This is a genomic window from Corynebacterium sp. MSK074 (assembly GCF_030229735.1).
Lineage (GTDB): Bacteria > Actinomycetota > Actinomycetes > Mycobacteriales > Mycobacteriaceae > Corynebacterium.
Window position 1 is genome coordinate 17,369 of record NZ_JASPIX010000010.1, and the last position, 22,546, is coordinate 39,914.

General features: G+C 60.8%; 22 protein-coding genes. 8 read left to right on the top strand and 14 right to left on the bottom strand.

The window, feature by feature from the left end:
* Window positions 1–10 precede the first annotated feature (10 nt).
* The 5 genes from QP965_RS08820 to QP965_RS08840 form a co-directional block, all read right to left on the bottom strand.
* Window positions 11–3,190 (bottom strand): ATP-dependent helicase, encoded by a 3,180-nt coding sequence (locus QP965_RS08820; protein ID WP_284844713.1) that lies wholly within the window; start codon window positions 3,188–3,190, stop codon window positions 11–13.
* On the bottom strand, window positions 3,183–6,290 hold the full coding sequence (locus tag QP965_RS08825) for an ATP-dependent helicase (protein ID WP_284844721.1): 3,108 nt from the start codon (window positions 6,288–6,290) through the stop codon (window positions 3,183–3,185). The genes QP965_RS08820 and QP965_RS08825 overlap by 8 nt, the downstream gene beginning before the upstream one ends.
* A gap of 32 nt (window positions 6,291–6,322) precedes the next feature.
* Window positions 6,323–7,108 (bottom strand): hypothetical protein, encoded by a 786-nt coding sequence (locus QP965_RS08830; protein WP_284766724.1) that lies wholly within the window; start codon window positions 7,106–7,108, stop codon window positions 6,323–6,325.
* Between the two features lie 9 nt (window positions 7,109–7,117).
* Window positions 7,118–8,056, bottom strand: a complete 939-nt coding sequence (locus tag QP965_RS08835; RefSeq protein WP_284766725.1) for a DUF3152 domain-containing protein — start codon at window positions 8,054–8,056, stop codon at window positions 7,118–7,120.
* A 61-nt stretch (window positions 8,057–8,117) separates the two neighbouring features.
* On the bottom strand, window positions 8,118–8,342 hold the full coding sequence (locus QP965_RS08840; RefSeq protein ID WP_005322370.1) for a DUF3107 domain-containing protein: 225 nt from the start codon (window positions 8,340–8,342) through the stop codon (window positions 8,118–8,120).
* Between the two features lie 71 nt (window positions 8,343–8,413).
* On the opposite strand from QP965_RS08840, the gene QP965_RS08845 reads away from it, so the two are divergent.
* Together QP965_RS08845 and QP965_RS08850 are read left to right on the top strand one after the other, a co-directional pair.
* Window positions 8,414–9,739 carry a DEAD/DEAH box helicase gene (locus QP965_RS08845; protein WP_284844712.1) on the top strand — a complete coding sequence of 442 codons (1,326 nt, stop codon included), beginning with the start codon at window positions 8,414–8,416 and terminating at the stop codon, window positions 9,737–9,739.
* Window positions 9,736–10,974, top strand: a complete 1,239-nt coding sequence (locus QP965_RS08850; protein WP_284844711.1) for an Rv3212 family protein — start codon at window positions 9,736–9,738, stop codon at window positions 10,972–10,974. Before QP965_RS08845 ends, QP965_RS08850 begins: the two co-directional genes overlap by 4 nt.
* A 73-nt stretch (window positions 10,975–11,047) precedes the next feature.
* On the opposite strand, the gene QP965_RS08855 is transcribed toward QP965_RS08850, so the two are convergent.
* Window positions 11,048–11,536, bottom strand: a complete 489-nt coding sequence (locus tag QP965_RS08855) for a hypothetical protein (RefSeq protein ID WP_269954204.1) — start codon at window positions 11,534–11,536, stop codon at window positions 11,048–11,050.
* A 497-nt stretch (window positions 11,537–12,033) separates the two neighbouring features.
* On the opposite strand from QP965_RS08855, the gene QP965_RS08860 reads away from it, so the two are divergent.
* Both QP965_RS08860 and QP965_RS11600 read left to right on the top strand, forming a co-directional pair.
* Entirely contained in the window at window positions 12,034–12,294 is a 261-nt protein-coding gene (locus QP965_RS08860; RefSeq protein WP_005322377.1) for a WhiB family transcriptional regulator, read from the top strand.
* 83 nt (window positions 12,295–12,377) lie between these two features.
* Entirely contained in the window at window positions 12,378–12,452 is a 75-nt protein-coding gene (locus QP965_RS11600) for a 50S ribosomal protein bL37 (RefSeq protein ID WP_100067784.1), read from the top strand.
* 266 nt (window positions 12,453–12,718) lie between these two features.
* On the opposite strand, the gene QP965_RS08865 is transcribed toward QP965_RS11600, so the two are convergent.
* The gene (locus QP965_RS08865) at window positions 12,719–12,991 is read right to left on the bottom strand and encodes an anti-sigma factor (protein WP_005326557.1); all 273 of its coding nucleotides are present in this window, start codon (window positions 12,989–12,991) and stop codon (window positions 12,719–12,721) included.
* The gene (locus QP965_RS08870; protein ID WP_200436091.1) at window positions 12,991–13,593 is read right to left on the bottom strand and encodes a sigma-70 family RNA polymerase sigma factor; all 603 of its coding nucleotides are present in this window, start codon (window positions 13,591–13,593) and stop codon (window positions 12,991–12,993) included. The genes QP965_RS08865 and QP965_RS08870 overlap by 1 nt, the downstream gene beginning before the upstream one ends.
* Before the next feature lie 37 nt (window positions 13,594–13,630).
* Here QP965_RS08870 and ybaK point away from each other — a divergent pair, with 37 nt between their 5' ends.
* The gene (ybaK, locus tag QP965_RS08875) at window positions 13,631–14,134 is read left to right on the top strand and encodes a Cys-tRNA(Pro) deacylase (protein WP_284815959.1); all 504 of its coding nucleotides are present in this window, start codon (window positions 13,631–13,633) and stop codon (window positions 14,132–14,134) included.
* Here the strand turns inward: ybaK and QP965_RS08880 are convergent.
* Window positions 14,120–14,767 carry an SOS response-associated peptidase gene (locus QP965_RS08880; protein WP_284844710.1) on the bottom strand — a complete coding sequence of 216 codons (648 nt, stop codon included), beginning with the start codon at window positions 14,765–14,767 and terminating at the stop codon, window positions 14,120–14,122. The genes ybaK and QP965_RS08880 overlap by 15 nt on opposite strands.
* On the opposite strand from QP965_RS08880, the gene aroA reads away from it, so the two are divergent.
* Entirely contained in the window at window positions 14,766–16,067 is a 1,302-nt protein-coding gene (gene aroA / locus QP965_RS08885; protein WP_284844709.1) for a 3-phosphoshikimate 1-carboxyvinyltransferase, read from the top strand. The two genes, QP965_RS08880 and aroA, sit on opposite strands and share 2 nt — an antisense overlap.
* Window positions 16,060–17,085 carry a ribosome small subunit-dependent GTPase A gene (gene rsgA / locus QP965_RS08890; protein WP_269954201.1) on the top strand — a complete coding sequence of 342 codons (1,026 nt, stop codon included), beginning with the start codon at window positions 16,060–16,062 and terminating at the stop codon, window positions 17,083–17,085. Before aroA ends, rsgA begins: the two co-directional genes overlap by 8 nt.
* Here the strand turns inward: rsgA and QP965_RS08895 are convergent.
* Genes QP965_RS08895 through QP965_RS08905 form a run of 3 tightly spaced genes read right to left on the bottom strand, consistent with a single transcriptional unit; the run spans window position 17,082 to window position 18,273 of the window.
* The gene (locus tag QP965_RS08895) at window positions 17,082–17,330 is read right to left on the bottom strand and encodes a hypothetical protein (protein WP_239278752.1); all 249 of its coding nucleotides are present in this window, start codon (window positions 17,328–17,330) and stop codon (window positions 17,082–17,084) included. The two genes, rsgA and QP965_RS08895, sit on opposite strands and share 4 nt — an antisense overlap.
* A gap of 17 nt (window positions 17,331–17,347) precedes the next feature.
* A complete protein-coding gene (locus tag QP965_RS08900; RefSeq protein ID WP_448341378.1) occupies window positions 17,348–17,863 on the bottom strand; it encodes a DUF6912 family protein in 516 nt (171 codons plus the stop codon).
* Window positions 17,863–18,273, bottom strand: coding sequence for an HAD-IA family hydrolase (locus QP965_RS08905; protein WP_284844708.1), 411 nt, complete (start codon window positions 18,271–18,273; stop codon window positions 17,863–17,865). Before QP965_RS08905 ends, QP965_RS08900 begins: the two co-directional genes overlap by 1 nt.
* Window positions 18,274–18,425: 152 nt before the next feature.
* On the opposite strand from QP965_RS08905, the gene QP965_RS08910 reads away from it, so the two are divergent.
* Entirely contained in the window at window positions 18,426–18,833 is a 408-nt protein-coding gene (locus tag QP965_RS08910) for a hypothetical protein (protein ID WP_284852688.1), read from the top strand.
* Between the two features lie 22 nt (window positions 18,834–18,855).
* Here the strand turns inward: QP965_RS08910 and QP965_RS08915 are convergent, their stop codons facing one another.
* A complete protein-coding gene (locus tag QP965_RS08915) occupies window positions 18,856–19,674 on the bottom strand; it encodes a hypothetical protein (RefSeq protein WP_284844707.1) in 819 nt (272 codons plus the stop codon).
* 141 nt (window positions 19,675–19,815) lie between these two features.
* On the bottom strand, window positions 19,816–22,401 hold the full coding sequence (gene secA, locus QP965_RS08920; protein WP_284844706.1) for a preprotein translocase subunit SecA: 2,586 nt from the start codon (window positions 22,399–22,401) through the stop codon (window positions 19,816–19,818).
* Window positions 22,402–22,546: the final 145 nt, after the last annotated feature.

Genomic DNA, 22,546 nt, shown 5'->3' on the forward strand with positions numbered 1-22,546 from the left:
CCCACATACCTTAGCCCTTGTGGTGCTCAACTGACGATTCAAGGAGTTCCTTCAGCTCTTCCCCACGCGGCAGGCGGGCAGGCTCGAAGGTATAACCATCGTGCACATAATAAAATGCGGCACGAATCTTTTCCCCGCCGTGGATGCGGCGCCAAGCCTCTGCGTAGACCGCTAGCTGTATCTTGGCAGCATCCATGGCTTCTCCCTGGGGTGGGCGGCCGGTCTTCCAGTCCACCACCATCCAGGTGCCATCCTCCAAGCGGAATACCGCATCCATGCGCCCGCGCACCACGGACTCACCAATAGTAATTTCAAAGGGCGCCTCCACGTGCTCCGGTTGACGTTCGGCCCACTCGGAGTTCAGGAAGGCCTGCTTGAGCTCTTCCAAATCAAAGTCCTCCGGTTCATCGATTCCCGGAAGTTCTTCCTCGCCCAATAGCGCCGGGCTGCCGAAGCGGTCCTCCAACCACGCGTGGAAGGCGGTACCGCGCTTGGCATAGGAATTCGGCTTAAACGGCACGGGGCGGCGCTGCCTGCGGGCAAACTGAAGCGGGTCGGCCCGCAGCGCAACCATGTCGGAGGCGGTCAGCTCGCTGGGTAGCTCAACGTCTACCACCGGCTGTTGCAAGGCCTTGTACTCCTCAATGAGAGCGCCAGCTTCCTGCTCCCATAACTCAAAGGTTTCACCCCGGCTCAAATCTGGAAGTTCCTCCATTGCTGCAAGGACTAGGTCCGCACCGGCGACTGCCTCTGGGCTGGCCTCAAGTGCTGGGAATTGTGCGCTCTCTCCAAAATCATCCTCGGAAGGCTCGTCGGGGACGGACCACTCCACCACGTACTGCGGGAATTGCTCTTTCAGGCGCTCTAGGTATTCGTAGGGAACTTTCTTGTTCTTTCCATTGCCGTTATTGGTGCCCGAGCCGGTAACGGTCAGGGTAGATTCGGTACGCGTCAGCGCCACATAAAAAAGGCGCGCCGATTCTTCCGCCTTGATGGCGCTATCTGCTTTCTTAAACTCCTCGCACGCGTTTTGGAAATGCGAGCGCTTTTGGGCATCCTCTGGAACCTCAATATAGTCATCGTCTCCCGGGACCTTATCGATCCTGGACAGGAAGGTCTCTGCTTGTGCGCTATAGCTAGACGAATCCGCATGCACCACGCAGACGTGTTCCCATTCCAAGCCCTTGGCCTTGTGCGCGGTCATAATCTGCACGCGGTCAGTGGCGGCGGGAACCTCGCCGAGGTCTAGGCCATCTTCTTTTTCGAGCGCTAACGCAAAGTAATCCAAGAGCGCATACAAGGAATCACCGTGGAAGCCCGCGACAATATCGGCAAATTTATCCAGATGTGTTGCTCCCCCTGCGCTTCCACGAGCTAGTACCTCGGTGCGGATATTAAACAATGCTTCAATATCGGCGAAGATGTCCACCAGCGGTTTGGAAAGAGAATAAGTGCGCAGGTGCCGCAGTTTGGCAGAAACCTCTTCCATACGGGCGAGGCCTTGCGGGGTATAGCGGTCTCTTTCACCCAAATCTGCCAGGGCGTCAGCAAGGCCGACGCGCTGATCCGGCTCCTCAGCGGTGACATCTTCCAGCTGCGCACGCAAGTATTCTTCCGGGTCCATACCCGGCTCCCAGCGCAAGCGCTCCTCCCTCGCGCCGGCCAGGTTTCGTTGGCGGGAAGCGAGCGCTTGAATATCACTGATTCCCAGGCCACAAATCGGCCCTGCCAGCACCAGCACTGCCGCAGGCAAGTCTTCTGGGCGCACGAGCATGGTGGCAATAGCTACGAGGTCCTGGATTTCTGGCTGCCACAGCAGGCCACCGAGACCGATGATTTCATTGGGTACGCCCGCTTTGTCGAGGGCCGCAGCGATGGGTGCGGAGTGCCTATTTTTGCGCACCAAAACCGCCGCGCTGAAGGTATCTCCCTCGCGCTTTTCCCACTGCTCTTTCAGGTACTCGGCAACGAATTCACGCTCGCGAACCTCGCTGTCGAAGTACGCCAACTGGATATCGCCTTCGCCCTTATGCGGGGCGGCAGACAGCTCGTCCACGGGACGTTCAACGCCTTCGAATACTCCCTCCGCCACTGAGTTAGCCAAATCCAGCGCACCAGAGGGGTTGCGCCAAGAGGTGGTCAACTGGTCCTTCGGGGCGGGTGTGCCCGGCGCGACTGGGAAGTCTTCCACGAAGGCAGTGAGGTTTTCAGAGGTAGCACCACGCCACCCGTAGATGGCCTGCATTGGATCGCCCACGGCCGTAACCGACAGGTCCTCTTGGTCCCCTCCGAATAGGCTGCGTAGAAGCACGCGCTGGGCATAGGAGGTGTCTTGGTACTCGTCTAGCATGATGACCTTATAGCGCTGGGACTGCTGCTTTCCCACCACAGGATGGTCGCGCGCGACGCGGGCGGCGACGGCCATTTGCTCGCCAAAGGTGATGACTTGTCGCTCAGATTGTTCCTTTTTCAGGGCCTCCAGCAGCGGCACGTACTGCACGCGGCGTTCCTGTGTTTGGATATATTCCAGCAACTTTTGCGAGTATTCGGGGCCATTCTTTTGGGATTTATCGAGGTTATCGATGTCCGCCCGAAAATCGCGGGCATGCTGGGCGATGTGACTCGTGTCCTTGAGCCCGTTATCGATATCCTGGCTGAATTTCAGCAAGGTCTCGGTAATCGTGGCTAAGGCGCGATCGTCTTCCAGCTGGCCGGTGTAATTGCGCACCACATCGTAGGCCAAGGAATAGCGCTCGGCCTCGGTGATGATGCGTGCGGTGGGCTCTACTGGAACCAAGAGCCCGTATTCGCGAACGAGTTCTCCCGCGTAGGAGTCATAGGTGGCTACCTTCGGCGCAATGTTTTCTAGCGCTTCTGCCACCTCACCGCCTGGTGGGATGAGGCCGGAATCGCGCAATTTAATCAGCTGCCGGCGGATGCGCTGCTCCAGCTGCTGCGCGGCCTTACGGGTGAAGGTCAGGCCGAGAACCTGCTCCGGGCGCACATAGCCATTGGCTACAAGATAGACCACGCGCGAGGCCATGGTTTCTGTCTTGCCGGCACCAGCGCCGGCAACCACGAGTTTGGGGCTAAATGGGCCTTCGATGACGTGGGCTTGTTCCTCGGTAGGCGGAAAGTCCTTGCCCAAGGCTGCAGCGATCTGCTGTGGGGAAAAATTGCTCTTAGGCATCGGTGGTCATCCTTCCTTCTTCCTGCACGGGGCAGATAGAGCGAATTGGGCATTTATCGCAGTCTTTATTGGTGCGCGCAGTGATGCGCGGGCCACGCATCTCCTCCACCAGCGGGGGTAGAAGTGCGGCGAATTCTTCCAGGGCCTCCGGCGACTTATCGCTTTGCCAAATCTCACCAATCTTTTTGGTGGTCACCCCCGGATACACCAGCACACCGCCCTGGCGCGGCATGCCTTCGCCGTCGTGAACCTGGTGGCCGTCAAATGCGCCGTGGGCAAGCGCGAGCTGATAGGTCATCAGCTGCACATGGTCTTCGCCTTCCTTCTTAGCCGGCGTGCTTCTACCTGTCTTGAGGTCCACCACCAAGTAATTGCCCTCTTCATCGCGAAGCAGACGGTCCATATAGCCGCCGATGCGCACCTCCTCGCTGACGCGTACGCCTACGGGGATTTCCACACCGGCAAGCTCTTGATTGACCTCGGATTGGCGCGCCCATTCCCGGGCGCGGTCCAACAGGGTGGAAAACTCATCGAGCTTGAATCGCAATTGCCACTGCGGTACATCCTGAATGCGCTCGAAAGCCTCCATCACCAATAGCTTGGCCTTTTCCGCGTCCATGCCGCGGCCAAGGGCTTCAAAGAAGGCATGCGCCAAAGTACCGCGGAGCAGGTGCTCCTCGGTGCTTGGGTCCTCGGCCACATTTCCTAGCACGGCCTTGAGCGGGCAGTTGAGTAATGCTTCCACCCGGGAGGGTGACAAACTGCCGCTGGTATGCAGCGGCGTTTCAGCCGCAACGGAGCGCGCAGACCACCACTGCTCCGGGTGGGCGCCAGGGATATCGGCTGCCGCTAACCGAGCGAGCTGGCGCGCTGCTTGTTTGCGCTCGACCTCACCGGATTCCGGATTGGTAACTACGCGGCGCAATTGTGCGACAAAGGCCGGCACGGACAGCACCGCCACATCAAGGGGATCCACTTCGAGCCCATCGCGCAGTGACACGGGTGCGGGTTCGGGCACATCGAGGCCCAGTTCGCGCGGGAGTTGGGTGCGGCGCAGCGCCCGCTTTGCTTGCCGACGCGCAGCTTGACCGGGCACGTCCACGCCTCGGCCAGCGAATTCGCTGATGAAGCGCGAAGGCTCAGAGACCGTATCTCCTTCCGGGTTTTCCACGGCGGCAATGAGCAGGCGCTGTCGGTGGCGCGTGGTAGCGACGTGGAAGAGACGTCGCTCCTCTGCCAAGCGGGAGGCAACGTGGCTGACGGGGGTATCGGGATCAATATCGTGGTCGAGGAGATCGATGAGATCTTCTTGCCCAAAGATGGAGCCGGTCTCCCCTAGCGAAGGCCAGCTTCCTTCCTGTGCGCCGGCCACGATGACGGTATCCCATTCGCGGCCCACGGCGCCGTGTGCAGTCAGGATCTCTACTGCCTGCGGAATGGCGGTGCGGCGGTCACGTACACCGGTGGGAAGTTCCTGTTCGGTGATATGCGTCAGGAAGGCGCGCAGCGAGGAATCAGGGCGGCGCTCGACGTAGTCGCCTGCGGCGTCAAAAAGCGCCATCATTGCATCCAAGTCGCGGTCGGCCTGCGAGCCGGTCGCACCACCGCGCAGCGCCGAAGCCTGCAGCCGGTTATCAAGCTCAGTTGCGCTCCACACGGCCCAGAGGATCTCCTCCACAGAATCCCCAGAGGCGAGTGCGTCCCGGCCGGCACTTAGAACCGCGCGTACACGCTCCAGGATGGAGTATTCGCGCTCAGTGAGTTGTCCATTAAAGTCTGGGAGCTCGCCGTAGAGAAGACCGCGCAGGCTATCGATGCCCCGGGTAGTGGAATCCCAGCGGCGCAATCCACGGATCAGCCGGCGCAGGGTGACGGGATCGGCGCCACCCACGGGACCGGTGAGCAATTCTTCCAACTCTGAGTTTGATAGGTCTTCCTCCAAGGCACGCAGGGCGAGCAGCACGGCGGAAACCAAACGCTGTTCGGCCAAGACGACGTCGGTAGGGCTAATGTGCACGGGCACGCCGGCGGACAAAAGGGTGCGGCGCATCTGGCCGATATCACCGGTTGAACGAACGATGACGGCGATATCGCGCCAGGGCACGCCGTCTTCTAAGTGACGGCGCCGCACGGTATTGGCTACGACGTCACGCAGCCTGCCGCCCGAATCCACGATGGAGATGCACGCCGGAGCGGGTGTGCGGTGAGGCTCGGTAAGCTCAATGTCGTGGTCAGCTGGGAAGTCCCGCAGGAAACGCGAGCTAGCACCACGGAAGGCAAAGACGGATTGATCGGCATCGCCACCCACCACCACGAGATTAGCCTGCGGGGCCATATCGCGAATGAGCTTGCCCGCAGTGGGATCGAGCAATTGCGCATCATCGACAATGATGGTGTGGAAGGGGTGCTCGCGCAATAGCTGGGGGCGCTGAAGAACCGCGGTAACCAATTCCGCAGCGGAATAGGAATGGGCGCGGGAAAGGAGCTGCACGCGTTCGTACTCGCGCAGGAATTCACCCGCCGCGGACCACATGGGGCGGCCGTGCTCGGCACCGAGGCGCTCTAGGTCGCCCGGGCCCAGGCCGCGTTCAATGGAGCGCAAAAGGAAATCGCGCAGCTGCCGGGCGAAGCCCACATATTCCAGTGCGGGCCGCATCTCCGCGGGCCACGAGCCATGCCCGTCTTCTGCTTGGCCAGTAAGCAGCTCGCGGATGACGGCGTCCTGCTCCGCACCGGTAATAAGTCGGAGCTCCTCCTCGGCTGCTGTGCGCAGCAACGCGAATGCTAGGGAGTGTACGGAACGCACCATGGAGGTCTGTGCGGCGTAATCCTCGAGGCGCTCAGAGAGCTCGCGGCGCAGCCGGGCGCCGGATTCCTTCGAGGGAGCGATAACGAGGACGCCGGAGGGATCCGCGCCGGTCTCCCGGGCTTTATCCAAGGCATGAATGACGGTATCGATAAGGAAGCTGGACACGCCGGTGCCGGCGGCACCGGTTACCTTCCAGGTGCCGGATTCGGGCAGGTCAACAGGCCAACTGCGGGTCGTGGCGGACTGGGTACGGGGAACGAGGCGCACCTGCGGGGACGGTGGAAGGACCACTCCCGAACGCGCGGTGGAATGGGGGTCGTAACTCACCGCTCCAGTATGGCAGATGCCCGCGACACCAGATGCTGCTCCACCCGCTCAATGTGCGAACGCGTGTTTGAACGCGACGCGGGGTGCAGGTCATTGACATGACGGCGATACGACACAGCGCGCAATAGCAATTCCGGCATACCGGGTACATGACTAAAGCGCTGGCAGATCCCATCATCGACCGCTTGGCCAATGAGCCCATCCACAATAACCAAAGCGGCCGTCCAGCCGGCTGGGCGTGGGGATCCGCTCGGCACAATGTCCACAATGCCCGGCGGGTTGGAGCCGTGGTAAACCGTAGTGGTGAGAAGAGCGGTGTGGGCGGGGATAAGGGGGACGTCGGCAAGCAGGGCTGGGCGATAAGCCTCGCCCGTTTCCTCCCAGGCGGCGCGCTCTGCACGAGCGAAGGCATCGCTACGCTGCCCGTTGGGAAGGGGTACCTCGGCTATAGCCGCGTCGAGGCGCAACGCCATCTGTGCGGTTTCATCAATTCGCCCGCGTACTTGGCCCGGAATAAACTGGGTAGCTTTCCACCCTGCGGCCGTGTGCCGACCATCGCTAGACAGTACCGGCCGGGAAACGCGGGCCCCCTGCACGCTGAGGCGCTCGCGCACCTTAGCGGACCAGGCGGCAAACGGACCGGCCTGGGAATAGACCACGTCGCCCACCTTGATGCCGTTATCCCACACCGGGCCCAATTGATCGCCCTGCGCGCGGCGGGTACCAGTGGCACCGGTTTCCGCGTGGAAGGCGCTTAAAACATGCTCTGGGGGAAGCGGCATCCTTAACTCCTATTCGGGTTGGTGGGGATCCTTATTATCCGGATTCGGATAAGGCCACGGGTTTGGTGAGCAGGTCACGTCCTCATCAGGATAGACCTCGCTGGGCTTGCGATCGTGCAATTCTTTGTTGTTAAGGTCCAAGGTCTGCTGCATCATGATCGGCGCTAGCTTGCCCTGGCCACCACACGGCTGGTGGGCCGCATAGCCAATGGCATGACCCAACTCATGGTTGATGACATACTGGCGATAATTGCCCAAATCGCCTTCAAAAGGCGTGGCGCCGCGCACCCAGCGGGCCTCATTGATGATCGTGGTGGACTCGCCCGTAATAGTGGTGTGGCAGGAGGTTTCCGTTTCAATCTTCTCGCCGCAGCGCTCTGCGGCGGTGCCGAGCGAAGTCAGCTGGATGCGGGTATCCGGTTCCGCATCAGCGGCCACGTGCTCGAACTCGAAGTCCTTATGCGCGGTCCAGCCGCGCGGGTCAGACAAGGTGGCCTCCACCATGGCGGCAAAAGACTCATCGCCGCCATACGGTGCGGTATTAAGGCCATCTTCTACCTCGATGGAATAGCGCACCTTTTGCTTGCCGCCCTTACCCGTGACGGCGCCAGGCTCACCTACCTCGTGGAAGGTGCCCTTTCCCTGCTTGGTATAGGAACCACCGGGCGGCATCTCGCTGATTTCCCGCTTGACCGCTGCAGAATCGGCAGGATCAGGGCCCATCTTCTCCGTACTCGTTGGGGCAGCCTCGCTAGTGGCTTCCGCCTTTTCTTCAGGGGAATTTCCGGTAGCAATATCGACGATGAACCAAATGGTCAGCGCGATCATGAGGGGGATAGCCACCACGCGCCACCAGCCATATTGACGCGCAAACCGGACCACCGCATTGGGGTCGTCCGGCGAATGGCCCTGGCTCCGGTGGGCGTGGCGAATCTCCCTTTTTTCCATGGGGCCTTAGGTTACCCGCTTGTATTTAAAAAAGCTGAATCAGCAGCCCTATGTGCTCGCCTTAGGCGCCGGCGAATCCCACGGCGTGCTTCTTTGCAATGCCGACCTCGACGTAGACCACGCGGTCAGTGCGCACGAGGTACTTGCGACCCTTGTCATCTTCCAATTCCAAGGTGGAGTTATCCGCTAGGGCACTGTTGATCTTCTGCGTCAGCTCGGCTTGGTCACCTGCAGCGCTAATGACCAGCTCGCGAGCGGTATCCGCGAAGCCAAACTTGATATCCATGAAGATTCCTCCTCTAACTAGAGTTTTATTGTCAATGGCCCCACTATAACCATCCCGGCTACTATCAAGGTGTGTCTGACATAAAATCCCAGCCACCGAGCTTCGCGGAACTCGGCGTTGCGGCCGAAATCTGCGATGGTCTCGCCACTCGTGGCATCACGCGTACTTTTGCAATCCAGGAATTAACCCTGCCCATCGCGCTATCTGGCCAGGACTTGATTGGCCAAGCGCGCACTGGCATGGGCAAGACCTATGGCTTTGGCGTGCCGCTTTTGGACCGCGTCTTTGATGACGCCGATATCGACGAGCTCGATGGCACCCCGCGCGCCCTCGTGGTGGTCCCCACCCGCGAGCTTGCCCAGCAGGTCACCGAGGACCTGCAGGTGGCTGCCGCCCACCTACCCGTGCGCTTAGCCTCCATATACGGCGGCCGCCCCTACGAGGAACAGATCAAAAAGCTCAACAAGGGCGTCGATGTCATCATCGGCACGCCCGGCCGCTTGATCGATCTCCACGAACGCGGCGATCTGCAGCTCGATCGCGTGGCTATCTTGGTGCTCGATGAGGCCGACGAGATGCTGGATCTGGGCTTTTTGCCCTCGGTGGAGGCTATCCTCAAGGCACTCGATGGCAATGCCCACCAAACCATGCTCTTTTCCGCCACAATGCCGGGCGCAATTTTGACGCTCGCCCGCCGGTTTATGGAAAAACCCATCCATATCCGCGCCGAATCCGGCGAGCAGGACTTCACCCATTCCTCCACTCGCAAGGTCACCTTCCAAGCCCATCGCATGGATAAGGTTGCCGTTGTCGCCCACGCCCTGCAGGCCGCCGGCCGCGGGCGCACCATCATCTTTGCTCGCACCAAGCGCGCGGCCGCCCAGCTGGCCGATGACCTGGCCCGGCGCGGCTTCCACGTGGGCGCGGTCCACGGCGATCTGGGGCAGAAGTCGCGCGAGAAGTCGCTGCATGCCTTCCGCACCGGCCAGGTGGACATCTTGGTCGCTACCGATATTGCCGCCCGCGGCATCGACGTTGATGATGTCACCCACGTCATCAACTATCAGGTTCCGGATGATCCGATGACCTTTGTCCATCGCATCGGCCGCACGGGTCGCGCCGGCCATACTGGCACCGCTATCACCATGGTGGGCTATGATGAGCTGGCCAAATGGCAGGTTATTAATGATGAGCTGGATTTGGGTGAGCCGAATCCGCCGCAGTGGTTCTCCACGTCCCCGGAGCTGGCCCAGGCTCTAGATATCCCCGCGGAGGTAGAAGAAACTGTCGGCCCTGAGACCAAGGTCGTGGGCCAGGTGCCTGTCCGCGAAAAATCCCCCACCCGTACCACCGCGCGCCGCGGCAACTCCCGGCGCCGGCGAGGAGGCCGCCGATGACTAAAGCTCCCATTTTGCGCTCGACGCCCGCCGATTGGAAGGCTACCGGCATAATTGCCGTGGTCTGCGCCATCGCGGTCGGCGGGGCGGCTATTACCGCCAATATTAATCAAGCGCATCTTAGCCAAGCGGCCGTCCCGGGGGATAAGGATGCACCCGCGCTTGCCGACGTCCCCGAGACCCTCCACGAGTCCTTCAGCCTCCCCAACGAACCAGTACCCGGCCAATACCGGGCGGTTTCGGCACACGGCCTGACCATCACGCACGCCGATCACACGCTCACCGCCACCAATCCGGACGGCTCCGAGGCGTGGACTTATGAGCGCACAGACGCGGATCTGTGCTCGCTGTCTACTGCATGGGGCAAGATCGTGGCGTCGTATAAGACCGGTGTGGGCTGCGGGGATACCGTGGCGATTGAGGCTGCGACCGGTGAGTATGACAGCACCCGCAGCGCCGTCAGCTCGGAAAATGTAGTCCCCGTTTCCTCCAATGACCGGGTAGGAACGGTCTCCACCGACCGCATCGATCTGTGGCGCTCCGATATGGTGCGCACGGTGGAATACGGTGACGTGGAAGCAAAGCAGGAGCCGGACAAGCAACCGCATGAGGACTGCACCATTAGCTCCGCCCTCACCCGTACCGAGAATTTGGCGCTGACCGAGTCCTGCCCCGATAAACCGGGCACCACTTGGTTGCGCTTCCAAGACACCACCCCTGATGATTCCCGTGAGCCCGATATCGCTGCCGATGTGGACATAGCCACCGACGGCGCCCGGCTTGTCGCTGTGGGGCAAAAGGCCGCCGCCGTCTACCGCCCAGGCCCGAATCCCACGATCGAGTCCTATGACAATAAGGGCGAAAAGCTGGACTCTACTTCGGCAGAGCCCTCTCCAGATATTGACGCAGGTGCTTCCCCATTCGCCCCGGCAACCGCGGACCTGCCACACCATATGACCTGGTTTGATGGCTCCCGCCTCTACCTCTTCAAGCCGAGCGACCTCGCAGTGGATCACGTGGTAGACGATGCCATCGGCACCCCCATCGCCGTCGACGAGCACATGGTGGTCCCTACTCAAGCAGGCATTGCTGTCATGGATTGGTCCACCGGCAAAACTCTGCGAACCATCCCGGTTGATCGCGGCGGCTACCGCGGTCCCGTCTACCTCACCTTGGCGGGCGACACCATCGTGGAAACCCGCGGCGATCAGGTCGTGGGCCTAAGCGCCGATTAACCCCTCCACTACAGAAAGGGCCGCGCCTTCGGGATTTCCCGGGGCGCGGCCCTTTGTGTGCTTGGCAGCGAATTTAGAAGTTTGCTGCCGCCCACTCCGTGGAAGCGCGGACGAACATCAGCAGGAAGATGACTACTGCGGCGCTCGCCAAGGTCACCGCACCAAGTAGCGGCGATCCGCCGCTAAACATCTGGAAGGAGCTCGCTGCCAAGATGAGCTCCACCAAGATGATGGCTCCCCTACCCCAGCGCTTTCCCTTGACCATGGCCCAAGCACCGACGATGACAAAGCCAAAAACAATAAAGATAAATAGCGCGGTGCCCAGCCCTACAAAGCTTCCGGAGCCCGAGTCCGACACCATGGATTCATTTTCTGCGCCGGTCGCCTCGCGCACAATCAGGAAGATACCGAAGCAGATGACGGCAATGGACTGAACCACGGCGAGCGCTGCGGCCACGAGTACCGGCTGTGGCGCGCCCTGCTGGGCCTTCTCCTCACGCGCCGGCTGCGCGGAGGAAACACTTTGCTTTTTGTTTACCTGCTTTTTCTTCTGCTTAGACACAAACCCACAGTCTACTCACCGGCCAGCGCCGTTTCCTTCTGCGCCACTCAGGTTTCGCGGGGGCAGAGGTTAGCTGGGTAGATTTGACGCCTCTTCAGTCACCGCACTCAATGTTTTTTGGACAATACGCCAGTTCAGCGCGTTTCTCACAGGCTTCTTTCAACTCGATCATGGACTCAAATGACCCCCACACCAGTTTCAATCAAGTGAGGTTGGACACAATTTTGCCTCTACCCCTAGCGGAGTCTGAGTAAACATGTCATGATTCTGGGGTAGCAAAAAGAAAGAGGACGTAAACCTCTTCTTAACTTGAAGGAAACTTCAAGCAACCACAATGTGAACCATTGGCGGCGGCGACGCTGGCCCGACCTCGAGACCGGGCCCCACTGCACGCAGACCAGTTCACACAACCACCCACCCTGGCATTGGTTGCTTTTCATTTTCGTGAAAAGCGCTTGTGCTTACTGCTGTCGAATTTTTGTTAGGAGATATCAATCATGGATTGGCGCCACGAAGCTGTTTGCCGCGACGAAGACCCCGAGCTGTTCTTCCCAGTAGGCAATTCTGGTCCCGCACTTACCCAAATCGCTAAGGCCAAGCTGGTCTGCAACCGCTGCCCTGTTGCCTCTTCCTGCCTGAAGTGGGCACTGGAATCCGGCCTGGACGCCGGCGTCTGGGGCGGCCTGTCTGAAGAGGAGCGCCGCGCCCTCAAGCGCCGCCGCAACCGCGGCCGTGGCCGCGCCCGCGTTTCCGCTTAATAAGCAGCCCCCAATTTTCGTTTCGGCGCCCTTAGCCGCTACAGTTGAATAAAGTTCAGATACCCTCAACGAAGGAGTGCGCAATGAGCAAGCGTGGTCGCAAGCGCAAGGATCGCCGCAAGAAGTCCGCTAATCACGGCAAGCGTCCTGGCGCATAACGCACAGCATTACTCAAAGCCCGGTTCCCTCGGTCACTTAGACTGTAGAACCGGGCTTTTGCTATGTCAGACGCACATCGATGTCGTCTCCTAGCTCCCCGCTTGACCTCTCCGTGCCTTAAGTCCAATGTGATCGGGCCGAATTGAACACATTAGGGTCTCAATTCGGCCCTTCCGCCCTCAATTCGGCCCGATCAGTATGGACTCAAGCAAAAAGTTGGAAGATCATGAAACCAGACCCCACCACAGCGGGTGAGCAACAGTGCCTACCACGCCGTGTCGATGCGGGTAATCTCTACCGAAATGCGGCGGCGCAGCGCCTGCGGCGCCTTGGCCTGGCCGTTACAGCAGTTGCGCACCAGGGAGCGGATAATCTCCTCGCTCTCGAGGCGCTGTTGGCAGAAATCGCACTGGGCGATGTGCTCGCGGATGGCGAGTGCGCGGGCATAGGTGGTGGATTCATCGAGAAGCTCGCACAGGAGGGCCTGTACCTCTGGGGAGCTACACGCACCACAGTTGTGTTCCGTTGCGCGGTCCATTACTTCTCCTCCATGTCTGGGTGTTCTAATCCAATGCCTTGTTCTCGTGCCACGTCTTTCAACGCTTTCCGGAGCAATTTTCTTCCCCGATGCAAGCGAGACATCACGGTACCTAGCGGAGTATCCATGATCTCTGCAATCTCCTTATATGCAAGGCCTTCAACATCCGCGTAGTACACCACCATCCGGTAGTCATCGGGCAGGTCATTCATGGCCTCTGAAATGGTGGCGTCCGGCATGTCTTTAAGCGCTGATACCTCGGCGGATTCCAGGCCAGTGGAATCGTGCCCAGCAGTGGTATAGAGCTGAAAATCGCTCAAGTCATCGGCCGAGGACTCCGTGGGGCGGCGCTTCGCCTTGCGGTAGGAGTTGATGTAGTTATTGGTCATGATGCGATACAGCCAAGCCTTAAGGTTTGTACCTTGCTTGAAGGAATGAAAGGACTTATAGGCCTTGAGGTAGGTCTCCTGCACGAGATCCTCAGCATCTTGCGGGTTGCGCGTCATGCGCAGGGCACCGCCGTAGAGCTGGTCTAGCAGGGGCAGCGCTTCCGCTTCGAAGCGGCGCTGCAGCTCCTTTTCGCTGATTGTTTCTTTAGCCACAATTTCTATCCTAACGCGTAGCGTTAGAATCCCAGGCATGTCTAAAAAGTCCCCGCATGCAGCTACCCCAGCGCTCAAAGTCGTGGAAGATGCCGGCGTAGACCACCACGTGTATACCTTTGAGGCGGGCAAGGATCACTTCGGTGATCACGCCGCGGCTGCCCTAGAGGTAGAGCCGGATCGCGTGCTCAAAACCCTGGTCATCGATTTAACGGCGGGCAAAGGGCCCAAGCGGCAGTTGGCAGTGTGCGTCATCCCTACCACCCACCACCTGAGCCTCAAGAAGGCCGCGGCCGCCCACGGCGTTTCTAAGGCCGCCATGGCGGATCCGCATGACGCATCCAAGTCATCCGGATACATTCCCGGCGGCATTTCCCCGCTGGGCCAGAAAAACCCGCTGCCCACGGTCATTGAGGAAACCGCCGTCCTTTTCGATACTGTCTTTATTTCCGGCGGGCGCCGCGGGCTCGATATCGAGCTCAGTGCGGAGAGCCTCGCAGAGCTGTGCTCTGCTAGCTTTGCCGATCTACTCGCCCAGTAGCTCCGGATAATCGTTGGATACGCTGCCCACGGCCTTGTCGGCGGGGTGGGTGTGGAAGCCGCGCAGGGGCGTCGGCAAGAGCAGCTCAGCAGCTTCCTCGGGGCTGCCCTCCAGCCAGGTACGCATTTCTTCGGCCACCAAGAAGCGCGGCAGGCGGTGGTGCAGCCACTCCATTTCTTCCGTGGCGGCGGTGGTGACAATCGTGGCAGACAGGCGGTCCAGGCCGGTGTCCCATAGGCCCGCCGCCCACAACAGGCCCTCTTCCGCGCGAACGTAATAGGGCTGCTTGCCGCCTTCTTCCTGGTGCCATTCGTAGTAGCCGTTCATGGGGATAAGGCAGCGCTGCCCCTTAAAGGCATGCCGGAAGGAGGGTTTGGTGGCCACCGTCTCCGCCCGGGCGTTAAACAGCGGCGGGCCGTCCAGGTCCTTCTTCCAGTGCGGCAGCAGTGCCCACCGCGCAGGGTCGACTTGGGCGAGGCTTTCGTGCACGCGCACTATCGCCACCGGCTGGGTGGGCGCGATATTGTAGCGCGGGCCTGGGGTGCCTTGTGGGGCGTGGACCTCAGTAACTCCGGGCAGCGCGCCCACTTCATCGAGAAGGGACTCGGTAAAAAGAACGAATCTTCCGCACATGCCCTCTATTATGGACGATATGTCTCAACCTTGGTCCGCCCCGCAAGCGGCAGGCCCCATAGCGTGGGCCCAGCACGTGCCGGGCTCGAAGTCTATTACCAACCGCGCCTTCATTCTGGCGGCGTTGGCCGATGGCCCCTCTACCCTGCGCGCGCCGCTGGTCTCGCGCGATTCGCAGCTGATGGAAAACGCCCTGGAATCTATGGGCGTGCGCTTCGAGCACGAAGGCGAGGATATTCACGTCACCCCCGGCCCGCTTAAGGGCGCCACGGTGGACTGCGGCCTAGCCGGCACGGTCATGCGCTTTATCCCGCCGGTTGCGGCCCTGGCGGACGGCGCCGTGCTTGTCGACGGCGACGAGCAGGCCTACGCCCGCCCCATGTCCACCACCCTGGATGCACTGCGCCAGCTCGGCGTCGAGGTGGACGGCGATAGCTTGCCCTTTACCGTGCGCTCGCACGGCGTGCCGGAAGGCGGCGAGGTCACTATCGACGCCTCTGGTTCCTCGCAGTTCGTCTCCGGGCTACTGCTAGCCGGTGCACGCTTTAAAAAGGGCATCACCGTAACCCACGAGGGCGGCCCGTTGCCCTCTTTGCCGCACGTGGAAATGACCGTGGGCATGCTGCGCCAAGCCGGCGTACGCGTGGATTCCGGCGAGAATACCTGGACCGTGCACCCTGGCCCGATTGCCGGGCGGGAATGGGCAATCGAGCCGGATCTCTCCAATGCCACGCCCTTCCTTGCCGCCGCTGCCGTCACCGGCGGCCGGGTAACCATTAAGCGCTGGCCTGCCAATACCACCCAGCCGGGCGACGCCATTCGCCATATTTTGGTGGATATGGGTGTCATGGTCACCCAAGAGCCGGGCTTTGTCACTGCCAAGGGTGCCAAGGACGGCGTGCTGCAGGGGATCGAGCGCAACATGGGCGATATTGGCGAGCTCACCCCCACCGTCGCGGCATTGTGCGTCCTGGCGGACACCCCCTCTACCCTGACCGGCATTGCGCACGTGCGCGGGCACGAGACCGACCGTTTGAAGGCGCTGGCGGATAATATCAACGCCCTCGGCGGCAAGGTCACCGAGCTTGCCGACGGCCTACACATCGACCCCGCCCCTCTCCACGGCGGCGAGTGGCCGTGCTACGCGGATCACCGCATGGCCACCGCGGGCGCGATTATCGGCCTGCGGGTACCGGGCGTAGAGGTAGAAGACATTTCCACCACCGCGAAGACCCTGCCCGGCTTCGACCGCATGTGGGAGACGATGGTGGACCCCGAGCAACAGGAGAGCAATGGCTAGGCGTTTCGGTTCCTTCGACGAATCCGATGTGCGCGTGCGCCCCGGCAAGGGCTCGCGGCCGCGTACTAAGGACCGCCCCAAGCACAAAAATGCCAAGTTCGGTATGGTTATCACCAAGGACCGCGGGCGCTGGGGCGTTGCGCTAGACGACGGCCCCCGCGTCACCGCCATGCGCGCCCGTGAGCTGGGCCGCACCGCCATCGAGGTGGGCGACCGCGTGGGCGTGGTGGGCGATACCTCCGGCAAGAAGGACACCCTAGCGCGCATTGTGAAGCTGGAAGAACGCACCTCCGTCCTCCGGCGCACGGCCGATGACACCGACCCTTATGAGCGCATCGTGGTGGCGAATGCGGACCAGATGCTGATCGTCACCGCCGTGGCCGATCCGCCGCCGCGCTCTGGGTTTGTCGAGCGCGCCCTCATCGCTGCGTTTGTGGGCAATATCCACCCCATCCTGTGCTTGACCAAGACCGATCTCACCGATCCTGCCCCCTTCGCGGCCGAGTTCGCCGATCTCGATATCACGGTGGTGGAAGCCGGCGTCGAAGACGGACTTGAGGCGGTGCGCAACCACATCGACGGCCACGTCACCGCGCTCATCGGACATTCCGGCGTGGGCAAATCCACCCTGGTCAACCGGCTGGTACCAGACGCGGATAGGGAGACAGGGGAAGTATCGGGCGTCGGCAAGGGCAGGCATACTTCCACCCAATCGGTGGCGCTCCCCCTCCCCGCCGAGGATGCATTCACCGGCGGCTGGATTATCGATACCCCAGGCATCCGTTCCTTTGGCCTCGCACACGTGGATGCCGATGACGTGCTTGGCGTCTTTGAAGACCTTGCCGCCGCCATCGAGGACTGCCCCCGCGGTTGTACGCATATGGGCCCGCCTGCGGACCCAGAATGCGGCCTCGATGATCCTGCGCTGATTCCCCCTGATACCGCCAGTGCACGGCGGCGCGACGCGGTGCGCGGCCTACTCGAGGCCCTGCGCACCAACGTGGAGTGGGAAAATTAGAGGTGGAAGCCGGTGTCGGCCATAACACCCAAAATGCCATCCACGATGCCGAAGAATACATCGAGGATCTGGCCCCAGGTGCCCTGGGACGAAGTCTCCAGCAGCGCCAGCCACGGGGTGGTGGGCACGGCGTCGGCAGCCGCATCCGCAGCTGGGGTGGTATCTGCCAGGGCGGCCGGCGCGGCACTGAGGGCTGCGCCTGCGGTAACGGTGGCCGCAGCGAGGTTCTTGAAGCGCTGAGTCATATTGTCTCCTTAAGAAATTAGAGCAGTTCTACGAGGAACGGCAGCTCGGTGGGGTGATAAAAAGCCATGAACTTATCTAGTGCATCGCCTACAGCCAGCTCCGCATCCTCATCGCCAAGGTCTGCGGTATCGATAGCCTCGATGGCTTTCGCGGTGGTTTCCTCGGACTCCGCAATATCCACGTGGATGGCTGCTAGGTCATCCTTGCTGATCTGCGCTGGTTTGAGCTCTACCACCGGCTCGCCCATATCCGGGCGCGGGGTGAGGACAGAATCATCCAGGTCTACCGAGATAACCACGCGGCGGTGCGGGAACTTCTCTTCATCGCCAATGGCCAAAAGGCGCATGGAGGCCATAGAAGCCTCAAGGAAAGCCGAGTAGGCAATTTCTTCTTCATCACCCTCGGTATAAAACTCCTGCAGCGCAGGGGTTACCATAAAGCCCCAACCCGAGCGCGCGGACAGGGAGCCGGTTTCTTCCAGCTCCGCCAGCATGGCGTAGGTAGCAGGGATGTAAACGCGGGCTTTAGCCACTAAAACTCACCTTCAATATCGAAGACTGCCTGAATTTCTACGGACACGCGGTCGAAGCTCGTGTACAAGAAGCCGACCATGCCTGCCTCTACGGCCGCGCGAACGTTGAGAATGGAATCATCAACCATGACACAATCATTGAGCGGCAACTCAAGGGCATCCGCTGCCGCTTGGAAGGCTGCAACCTCTGGCTTTTCCGCCCCCACCTCGCCGGAGAGAACGACTGCGTCGACGTTTCCGCGGTACTCCCACTCGCGGATGTGCTCCGCGCCTGGTCCGCCTGGGTCATTGGACAGGATGGCGGTTGCTGCGCCATTTTCCTTGGCGGCGGCCAGCAGCGCCTTCCAGCGGCGGTTGTCTTCTTCGGTGCCGTCAAGGACGCCGACATAGTCAACGATTAGACCACGCATGTACTTAAATCCTTTGGTTACGATTCTATTTAACTCCCCGAGAGTATAGCGAACCACGCGCGCATTCGCGCCCACCCCTTTCAGGAAACCCTCAGAAATGGCGGGGTTGGGGCGGGCATGAGACAATTATCACGCGTCCGCCTCCTGTCCTTATGCAGGAGCATTACTTCCCCACCATGTACGAGCCCATCCCTGGCTACTCGCACCTCAAACTCTTCATTGCACCCCACCGCGTGCACTACGGCCGCTTGCCGACGTCCGCGGAAGTCGCCGCCCAACACCGCATCCAAGGCTGGGTAGTCTTCGCGCTCGAGGTAGCCGCCGGCTATCGCCCGCTAGCCCATCTCAATTCCCCGCGCTATTCGGATGCCATCCGCCTGCACATTGGCTCGTGGGTGCGCCGACGCACAAGCCCCTATGCCACGGACAGACTGCAATTGACCAGCCTGCACGCGCGGCCCAATGGCGAGTACTTTGGCTCCGCCCACATAGGCCAACAGCAGCATGCATTTACGGGATCGGCGAGCCCCACCGGTTTAACGTCGTTCCGCTTGCTCTAACCCAGCGGGCAGGGCTTGGCGCCTAGGAGAAGAACTGGCCCAATTGCGAAAGGATTTCGGACCAGTCGAGCGCGGACCATCCGAATCCGGCGGCGCTGGTCAGCGCCGCAATACCGGTGGCTAGGAGGCCACCTTCGAAGGCGGATAGACCGGAATGCTCGTCCGCCGTCGCATCCGCGGGCACGGATCCTGCAGTATGGTGCGACGCGGCGGCCCACTCTAGGGGTGCATTGACCTGCTTGGTGATGGTGACAATATCGCGCAGCGCCGCCGCATAGGCCGGAAACTCATATGGGAAGGCGGAGCCTGTATCCCCGATGGTCGGCAGCTGGGCACGCGGAGAGGGCGCCACTTTGCCGGCGGGGGCCTGCGGCACATCCTTGGTGAATTCACCCAGCTCGGCGCGAATTACCGCCTGGGCGTAATTGGCGCCCAGCATGTCGAGGTAATCCAGTACGGCCGCTTCGGTGTACTGCTTGCCGTCTAGGGATTGCGTCCGCTCCTCTGGCTCCCACGGGAAGTCCAGCGGCGTGGAATAAATATTGCCATCGGTGCGCGCGGTATTGAGCCGGGCATTGCCAAAGTAGTACTCGAAGGCGGCGTCCGCCTTATCCTGGGACAAAATTCCATCGGCTACCAATGCTTCCTTGCGCTGGGTAGCAATGGCCAGGATGGCCGCAACTGCGTTATCCTGCTCAATTTTTTCGCCCGAATCCAAAATGATGCGCAACGAGGTGGCAGAATCACGCTGCACCTCATAGGCCACGGCCGGCGTGGCGCCACCGAGCAAGGTGGCAGACAGGAGCGTCGTAATACCGAGACGCAAAGAGCGGCGGCGCATCGTCAGTGGAGTTCCTCACAGGAAATAAGCAGGATGGACAAGTTCCTTATATTCTACTCATTCTTTCCTGAAACGAAACCCGCCCCGCTCCCACTATCACAAGCGGGGGCGGGGCGGGGTTGGGAGGAAGGACGCCGAGGCCTAGGCTTCTACGGTGCCCTCACCGTTGCCGGAAGCGGTAGCAGCGGATTCGCCGGCCTGCTCCTCTTCCTGCTGCTTGAACTGCTTGCGCAGCATAAACAGCTGGCGGACGGTCTCTTCCTTCACGCCATCGTTCATGGCGTTGAACATCTCGCCGCCCTCCTTCTGGTATTCCACCAGCGGATCACGCTGCGCCATCGCACGCAGGCCAATGCCCTCCTTGAGGTAGTCCATCTCATAGAGGTGCTCGCGCCACTTCTGGTCAATAATCGGCAGAATGACCATGCGCTCGGTATTTCGCATCTGCTGCTCGCCGCCAATAGCGGTCACAGATTCTTCGAGCTTGTCGTACTCATTATTGGCGTCCTGCACCAGGGCGTCGCGAAGCTGCTCGGCAGAAAGCTCGCCTGGGGAACCATACTCGGAGCCTTCCACCAGCTCCTCATGGGAAATGGTGGGGCCGTAGAGGGAATCCAGCGCATTCCACAGTGCGTCTAGATCCCAGTCCTCGACGTAGCCGGTGGAAGTAGCACCGGCGACATAAGCGGACACGGTGTCATCAATCATGCCGCGAATATTGTCCTGAATATCGCCGGCATCAAGGATGTCGTAGCGGGTAGCGTAGACCACCTTGCGCTGCTCGTTGAGCACCTCGTCGTACTTAAGGACGTTTTTACGCATCTCAAAGTTCTGGTTCTCCACCTGCGCCTGGGCGCCCTTGATGGAGTTGGAGACCATCTTGGCCTCGATGGGGACATCGTCCGGAACATTGAGGCGGTTCATCATGTTTTCCATGGACTGGCCCACGAAGCGCACCATCAGCTCATCGCGCATGGACAGGTAGAAGCGGGTCTCACCCGGGTCACCCTGGCGGCCGGTACGACCACGCAGCTGGTTATCAATGCGGCGGGACTCGTGACGCTCGGTACCCAGCACGTAGAGACCACCGGCCTCGCGTACCTGGTCACCCAGCTTCTTGGAGCGCTCCCTCTCGGAATCGATTTCTGCTTCCCAGGCTTCCTGGTACTTCTCTTCATCCTCGAATGGATCGAGGCCCCGCTCGCGCAGCTTCTCATCGAGGATGACCTCAGGGTTGCCACCGAGCACGATATCGGTACCACGGCCGGCCATATTGGTAGCCACGGTGACGGTGCCGGGGCGGCCTGCACGGGCGATGATCTGGCCCTCTTCCTCGTGGTGCTTAGCGTTAAGCACGTTGTGCTTAACGCCGCGCTTAGACAGCAGCTGGGACAGGTACTCGGAGCGCTCCACGGAGGTGGTACCGACCAGAACTGGCTGGCCGGACTCGACGTGCTCTGCAATATCGTCCACTACGGCAGCAAACTTAGCTTCCTGCGTCTTGTAGATGCGGTCAGAGTGATCGGCACGCTGATTCGGCTTATTGGTAGGAATCGGCACCACATCCAGGCCATAGATGGAGTGCAGCTCGGCAGCCTCGGTTTCTGCCGTACCGGTCATTCCGGAGATCTTCTCGTACAGACGGAAGTAGTTCTGCAGGGTAACGGTAGCCAGAGTCTGGTTCTCGTTCTTGATCTCCACCTGCTCCTTGGCCTCAATGGCCTGGTGCATGCCCTCGTTGTAGCGGCGTCCGGCCAACACGCGGCCGGTGAAACCGTCCACGATCATGACTTCGCCATTGCGAACGATGTAGTCCTTATCGCGGGTGAACAGCTCCTTGGCCTTCAGGGCGTTGTTCAGGTAGGACACCAGCTGGGAGTGCTCGGGGGCGTAGAGGTTATCGATACCGAGCTGATCCTCGACGTATTCCACGCCCTCTTCCAGCACGCCGATGGTGCGCTTCTTGTGGTCCACCTCGTAGTGGATACCCTCGCGCATGCGCGGGGCCAGCTGCGCGAAGACGCTATAGAACTGGGAGGAACCATCTACCGGGCCGGAGATGATGAGCGGGGTACGGGCTTCATCGATAAGAATCGAGTCAACCTCGTCCACGATGCAGAAGTTGTGACCGCGCTGCACCACATCGTTGAGGGAGCGGACCATGTTATCGCGCAGGTAGTCAAAGCCGAGCTCATTATTGGTGCCGTAGGTAATGTCGCAATCGTAGGCAGCCTTGCGCTCTGGCGGGCGCATCTCGGACAGGATGACGCCCACGGACAGGCCAAGCCAGCGGTGGACACGGCCCATCATCTCGGCATCGCGCTTTGCCAAGTAATCGTTAACGGTCACGATGTGGACACCCTTGCCGTCAAGGGCATTGAGGTAGGCCGGCAGCAGCGAGGTCAGGGTCTTGCCCTCACCGGTGCGCATCTCAGCGACGTTGCCGAAGTGCAGGGCCGCACCGCCCATGATCTGCACGCGGTAGTGCTTCTGATCGAGGACGCGCCAGGCAGCCTCGCGGACGGTGGCAAAAGCCTCGAGCAAGATGTCATTCATCTCTTCGCCGTCTCGCAGGCGAGTCTTGAACTCGTCGGTCTTTGCCTTAAGTTCGTCGTCCGAAAGCTCCGCGTACTTATCCTCAAGGGCAATTACATCGTCTGCCATTTTGCCCAGGCGCTTGACCGTACGGCCCTCGCCCGCGCGCAGCAGCTTGGAAAGTCCAAACACGGTTAGTTAGTCCTTCTAGTCGCGACAATAAAGTTAACTCGTCGCTATTGTACTCACTCGCTTTCACAAAGCACCTCCCGCCTAGCACATAGGGCAGGCGCACAGCCTCCGTTCAGCCTGTATATCCCCCGGAACCTGCTTGCCG